This window comes from Nocardia sp. TBRC8007, from assembly GCF_056629435.1.
The window spans coordinates 20773-27004 of record NZ_JBWSOR010000045.1; the positions used below are offsets into that span (position 1 = coordinate 20773).

General features: G+C 60.3%; 7 protein-coding genes. 3 read left to right on the forward strand and 4 right to left on the reverse strand.

Features of this window, described 5'->3' with window-relative positions; all coding sequences use genetic code 11:
- The 3 genes from ACX4ZE_RS21280 to ACX4ZE_RS21290 are packed head-to-tail and all read left to right on the forward strand — an operon-like array spanning nucleotide 1 to nucleotide 2885.
- On the forward strand, nucleotides 1-1179 hold the full coding sequence (locus tag ACX4ZE_RS21280; RefSeq protein ID WP_480275237.1) for an AAA family ATPase: 1179 nt from the start codon (nucleotides 1-3) through the stop codon (nucleotides 1177-1179).
- Nucleotides 1176-2414 carry a vWA domain-containing protein gene (locus tag ACX4ZE_RS21285; RefSeq protein WP_480275238.1) on the forward strand — a complete coding sequence of 413 codons (1239 nt, stop codon included), beginning with the start codon at nucleotides 1176-1178 and terminating at the stop codon, nucleotides 2412-2414. Before ACX4ZE_RS21280 ends, ACX4ZE_RS21285 begins: the two co-directional genes overlap by 4 nt.
- A gap of 30 nt (nucleotides 2415-2444) precedes the next feature.
- Nucleotides 2445-2885, forward strand: coding sequence for a hypothetical protein (locus tag ACX4ZE_RS21290; protein ID WP_480275239.1), 441 nt, complete (start codon nucleotides 2445-2447; stop codon nucleotides 2883-2885).
- A gap of 248 nt (nucleotides 2886-3133) precedes the next feature.
- Here ACX4ZE_RS21290 and queD read toward each other — a convergent pair whose 3' ends face one another.
- From queD to ACX4ZE_RS21310, 4 genes are all read right to left on the reverse strand, one after another.
- Nucleotides 3134-3505 (reverse strand): 6-carboxytetrahydropterin synthase QueD, encoded by a 372-nt coding sequence (gene queD / locus ACX4ZE_RS21295; protein ID WP_480275240.1) that lies wholly within the window; start codon nucleotides 3503-3505, stop codon nucleotides 3134-3136.
- Nucleotides 3505-4146: a 7-carboxy-7-deazaguanine synthase gene (gene queE, locus ACX4ZE_RS21300; protein ID WP_480275241.1), complete on the reverse strand. Its 642-nt coding sequence runs from the start codon at nucleotides 4144-4146 to the stop codon at nucleotides 3505-3507. Before queE ends, queD begins: the two co-directional genes overlap by 1 nt.
- The gene (gene queC, locus ACX4ZE_RS21305) at nucleotides 4146-4856 is read right to left on the reverse strand and encodes a 7-cyano-7-deazaguanine synthase QueC (protein ID WP_480275242.1); all 711 of its coding nucleotides are present in this window, start codon (nucleotides 4854-4856) and stop codon (nucleotides 4146-4148) included. The genes queE and queC overlap by 1 nt, the downstream gene beginning before the upstream one ends.
- 1145 nt (nucleotides 4857-6001) lie before the next feature.
- A partial coding sequence (locus ACX4ZE_RS21310; protein WP_480275243.1) for a hypothetical protein occupies nucleotides 6002-6232 on the reverse strand: 231 nt, incomplete at its 5' end.

The window sequence follows — 6232 nt, forward strand, 5'->3', positions numbered from 1 at the left end:
ATGCGAAAGCAGCCGCACACCGGCGAACAGGGCCGCGGCTCGACCGAGCCGCGGCGGCTTCGCGCGGAGATCCGACCCTCCCGTCGGCTGCCGGTTCTCCTCTGGGGTGAACCGGGTATCGGGAAGACCGCGGCCCTGACCCAGCTCGCCGCCGACCTGAATATTCCGCTGACCACGGTCATCGCGAGTGTGCATGAGCCGTCGGACTTCTCCGGCCTGCCCATCATCGGAGACGATCCCGCGGAACACGGAGTCCCGATGGCTCCACCGGACTGGGCTGTACGACTCGTCCGCGCAGACCGCGGACTGCTGTTCTTGGACGAACTGTCCACCGCGCCACCCGCGGTACAAGCCGCCCTGCTCCGTCTGGTTCTGGAACGGCGGATCGGCGCCATCCAACTGCCGCCAGGCGTCCGGATCGTAGCCGCGGCCAACCCGCCGTCCTCTGCCGCCGATGGCTGGGAGCTGAGCCCACCATTGGCCAACCGGTTCGTGCATCTGCAGTGGACCCACGATCACGACGTCGTCGTTCGCGGCCTCGGCGGGACCTGGCCGCACGCTACCCTGCCGCAGCTGGACCCGAAAAAGCTGTGTGAGGCAGTAGCTTTCGCACGCAGCGCGGTGTGTGTGCTCCTCGCGGCCCGTCCCGCTCTCGTCCACCGACTGCCCAGCACCGAAACGCGCCGAGGTAGTCCATGGCCGTCGCCGCGAAGTTGGGAGATGGCACTGCGGCTGATCGCCTTCGCCACCGCAGCCGGTTCATCTCGAGATGTGCTCTCCATCCTCGTCCGGGCTGCTGTGGGCGATGGGCCCGGCTTCGAACTGCTCGCCAGTGCGGATCGGATGGACCTTCCGGATCCGGAGGTGCTACTCGCCGATCCAGCGGGCGCCGTCTTGCCCGAACGCGGGGATCTGCGCCAGGCCGCGCTCGACGGCGTTGTGGCGGCAGTCCGCAAAAACCCGGAGAAATCCCGATGGGATGCGGCATGGGCACTTTTGGTCAAGGCTTTGGCAACCGGGGCTCCGGATGTGCTCGTCGTTCCCGCGACAACTCTCGCCACACTGCGCCGCGACGACTGGGACGTGCCGGTGGCGATCGAGGAACTCGCCGGAGTGGTCTCGGTGTCCCAGGAGGCCGATCGTGCAGCCGATCGTGCCGCTGTGCAGGTGGGCCGGTGAGCGCGCGCACGACGGAGACACTGGACCGCGACAAGCTCTTCGCCGCCCGATTACACGCCGTCAGAGTCCGGCCCTACCTGGCGACCGCGCTGTTCTCGCTGTGTGTCGTCGAATCGCGCCGGGTACCGACAATGGGTGTCGACCGGTACTGGCGGTGCTACGTTTCACCTGCGTTCGTGGACCGGACCCCAATGGAGGATCTGGCCGGAGTATGGGTTCACGAGGTATCACATCTGCTGCGCGACCATCACAGTCGCAGTGACCGATTCGCCCGGCGACACGGTCTGACCGACCCAGGGGAACGACTGCGGATGAACATCGCCGCCGACTGTGAGATCAATGACGACATATTCGGCGACGGATTGGCCCAGCCCGGCGGGGCTGTCACGCCCGAGTCGTTGGGGTTGCCCGAAGGCGAACTCATGGAGGATTACCTGCGCCAGTTCCGGCTCGGCCCGCATACGCAGGACATGGCCTGGCTCGACTGCGGCAGCGGCGCCGACGGATCACAACGCGAATGGGAACTGGAACCGAACGCCGAGAACGGACTCAGCGAACAGGAACGCGACGCCGTCCGATTCCAGGTGGCACAAGGTATCATCGGCCGTCCGGGGAGTACCCCTGAAGGGTGGAAACGCTGGGCAGAAGAGGTATTCCACCCACCACAGCCATGGCGCGTTCTGCTGGGAGCCGCCATCCGCTCAGCGGTCCGCGGCACCGGCGCGGGCGAGGATTACACCTATGGCCGACCGGCCCGGCGCTCAGCCGCGGTGCCCGGCGTCGTGCTACCGACTCTGCGGCAAACACCACCCCGGGTCGCGGTACTCATCGATACATCCGGTTCAGTCAGCGACACCGAACTGGGCAGCGCGCTCCTCGAAGTGGCCGCTATCGTCCGTGCGGTAGGCGGCCGCCGCGACCTGGTCACCGTGCTGCCGGGTGACGCGGCGGCCAGGATCGCGCACCCGCTGTGCCGCGCCGAGCGAATACCGTTGGTCGGCGGTGGGGGAACAGACCTGCGCACAGGCATCGACAAGGTGCTGCGCGCCCAGCCCGGCCCCGATGCCCTCGTGATCCTGACCGACGGCCAGACCCCCTGGCCTACCAGACGACCACCATGCCGGACTGTGGTGGGACTGTTCCGTCGGCGGTACACCACAACGTGGCGCGCACACGATCCCGATTACGTTCCGGACCCGCCGCCCGCATGGGCCCGAGTAGTCGATATCGGATAGGTGCCCGTTGCTCGGTTGCCATGGGCGCCGGTGACAACTGATCGGACTCGACCAGTCGATCGGTTGGAACCGATGCGCCACAGTGGATTCGGCTCGAGTCGGGTGATCCACCCCCACTTGCTCACGCAGCACGAGCTACAGTTGCGTGAAGGCAAGCACGTCGTCGCGACCATCCCGATCGAGAACATCGCCGCAGCACGTGTTTCCAGGCGATTCTCCCGAACAACGCCCGGTGAGGTATCCGGACGGCTGTATCTGCCTTCCCAAGACGGAACGAACATCAATATCGAACTCGATCGAGAGCGCACAGCTACAGTCCCCGGGCTGCTGGAGAAGCACCGCCGAGTAGTCGAGGTAGGCTCGTTCAGCCTGCACGTGGACAACCCCGATGAACTCGCTTCCTCAATCTACAACCTTCAGATCGCGTCAAACGAATTGCCGCATTACGAGAATTCGCGCGAGGGTCCGTGACGGTGTGTCGAGCGTCGAGGCCGATGAGTTGGCCTCGACTACCATCGAATCGACTATTGCGATAGCTGATTGGATGGATAATTTCTACAACAACGAATGTCGGCGCTCCTGCCTGGGCTACACCGGGCTCATCTGATATGAAATACTGTGGCTCGATACCCAACCGAACCATCAAATCTCGTAAGAGCGGATCGACCAGAGTAGGACGGATCAACCGAGGGCGATGACATACAAGATTGCGCTTGAAATCATTCAGCACATAGCTCATTCTCTCCCTTATAAATGCACCCGGAGGTACACGTTTCTCTGACCACAACCTGAGACAAAGGCAGTACATCAACCAACCGTCGCCATATCCAACGCGCGAGCACCTCACTGGTGGGGTCCTCCAGTCCTGGCACTTCGTTGAGATAGCGGTGATCGAGTTGGTTGACCAGTGGTTCAAAAGCCTTCTTGACTTCGACGAAGTCCATGACCCATCCAGTCCCGGCCTCGACCTCGCCGGTAACATGGATGGTGACCTTATACGAATGACCGTGCAGTCGAGCGCATTTGTGTCCTTCAGGAACATTCGGTAGATAGTGAGCAGCTTCGAAGGCGAACTCGCGGAATATCTCCATTATTTGATCCCGATATACTTGTGGATTTGCACACTCAATCTCCACTGCGGATGCTGCAGGCAGTACTCGACCGCAACTTTTGTGTTCTCCTGAAGCATCGGTCCGCCCATCGGCTGCAGCAGCATCGACAAAAAGTCGAGCGACTCGTATAGTTCCGGAGGCGCTTTCTTTTGAGGAAATACCAGCTTCAGTTCATCTCCTGCGGTCAAGAGAAGGTCAGCGCCAGCCTTGGGACTGACACAAATCCAGTCCAAGCCTTCGGGCGCAGGCCGTGTGCCATTGGTTTCGACAGCGATCTCGAATCCCGCTTCGTGGAGTGCCCCGACCAGAGGCTGATCGAGTTGGAGCAACGGCTCTCCACCGGTGCATACGACAAGCCTGCGGGCTCGCTGATGAGCATTTCCTTCCCATATTCCCGAGACAGCCTCGGCTAACGCCACTGCTGTCACGAAACTTCCACCCCCCGGCCCGTTCATACCCACAAAGTCCGTGTCGCAAAACTTGCAGATCGCACGAGCACGCCCAGGCTCTTGGCCATTCCACAGGTTGCAAGCAGCGAACCGGCAGAACACAGCTGGGCGACCTGCATTGCCACCTTCTCCCTGGAGTGTGTAGAAGATCTCCTTGACCTGATACACCATCACGCGACCCCGAGGGCGTATCGCGCCGGGTCCACCATTCCTAGCTCTGCAAAGCCACGGATACGCAACAAGCACAAGTTGCAGGTTCCACAACCGGCGCCATCCCAGCGTGGGTCACAGCAGCTGTGGGTCAGCCCGTAATCCACACCCAGGTCCAGGCCACGCGAAATGGTTTGCGCCTTGGTCAACTCGATCAGCGGTGTGTGGATCTTCAAGTGCTGACGACCCTCCACACCAGCCTTGGTCGCGAGATTGGCCATCCGCTCGAAAGCTTTGATATAATCTCGCCGGCAATCCGGGCAGCCGCTGTAATCCAACGCACTGACGCCGATGAAAACGTCACTGGTGCCAAGAGTCTCGGCCCACGCCAAGGTAAATGACAGGAAGATCGTGTTCCGCGCAGGAACATACGTGATCGGGATCTCACCAGTATCGATCTCCTCGACACAATCGTGATGAGGAACATCGATGTCCGCAGTCAACGCCGAACCGCCGAAGACTCGCAAATCTATGTCGGCCACCACATGTCTTGCTGCGCCAAGTGCCTTAGCGACACGGCCCGCAGCCTCCAGTTCAACACTGTGTCGCTGACCATAGCGGAAGCTCAGAGCATAGGTCTCGTATCCCTCATGTCTGGCGATTGCCAAGACCGTCGACGAGTCGAGCCCTCCGCTCAGCAGCACCACAGCCTTCTTGACCACGTCCATCATCTCCTTTGAAGATCGCACCCATCATCACGCGAGCAATAGTGAGCTTTTTCAGCATCCCCTCTGAAGATCGCCCCGATCACCACGTACGTTTCCCCTCGTATCGTGGAGGCAAGACCCTATCGGAAATGCCTGATGGCGGAGAAGAGACGTAGCTTCGATCCGGTCGCGGTTTGCACACCAGCCTGTACCCGAAGGTCGCTGCGAGATCAGGACCGCTGGTGGTCGGCTGAAAGCGAACTGACCTTGAAAGCCACAGGTGGAGCTCACCAACTCCGTGTTGTCTGCATGAACACCCGCACTGCCGTAAACAGACTGCTCTACCTCTACAGCAGAGAACACGTCGGCAATGTCGTCCGAACTGATCGACACTGGGAAGCTCCCCCGCAAACCCCGCATACGACTGCTGCCGCTGCACAAGACCATCACCATCCGCAGCATTGGCTTGCCCACCGGGCCGCATCATGACAGATCACCCACTCCACCCCACCGCAGCACATCACAGCTCCAGCTAGTCCAGGACGGTTCAATGCGTATCTCGACGCAACGGGCTCTCCACGGGTTATGCCATTGCAGCAGTTGTCGGTTTGCGCCGATTCCAAGGAGTAGCAATGTTGTAGCCCCGGAAATGGTAGCGGGTGAGTTCCACTTCTCACGGTAGGAACATCGCGAACTTGTCGTCGCGGATCTGCTATCCGGACAAAATTTCAACGGAAGACTCCTCAGGCTAGCCTGTGGTGCCGTTTCCGCATCCATCCGGCGACTTTCCACCATGCGTAATGGTCGAGGCTGCAGCAGGTCTGCGATTGTTCAATGCTTGTGCCGAAGCGTCAGCATCCTAACCTTTTAGATGACCGAAACGAACGACTTCCCCGAAGGGGAAATCGAGACATACTTCTTCGCCGTCCCCGCTTGGACTGCAGCTGGATATGGAAACCAAGGAATTCTAACCTCGGATCGACATGGGAGATCCTGGTCTTCTCAGCCGACGAGCGCAAGCCTGTCGGCGCTAGTGCTGCCTTCACATCTCCACACTTCGCCAACACAGCAGTATCAGCCACGGCGGCGGACACCACATCAGACATCAAGCACCACTCCTTTATTCGGGGTTTATACCGTTGTATTCAGTTCCTCCATAATCGTGATATTCACGCAGCACACGGATGAAAAAGATCAATGTATAGTGGATTACTAAAGATTTCACCCGCGCCTGTCAGCCGGTCCATTATGGCCGGGTCTATCCGTTCGGCTCCATTGATCATTTCGATCAGCAGGTCGTGGGGCGTCGGTTGACTGAGCGGTGTGCGTATACCGGGTTGGTATGAGTAGAGGATTGGTTGGTATGAGTAAATCAGATTTCTATGATCTGTGGTCGACTG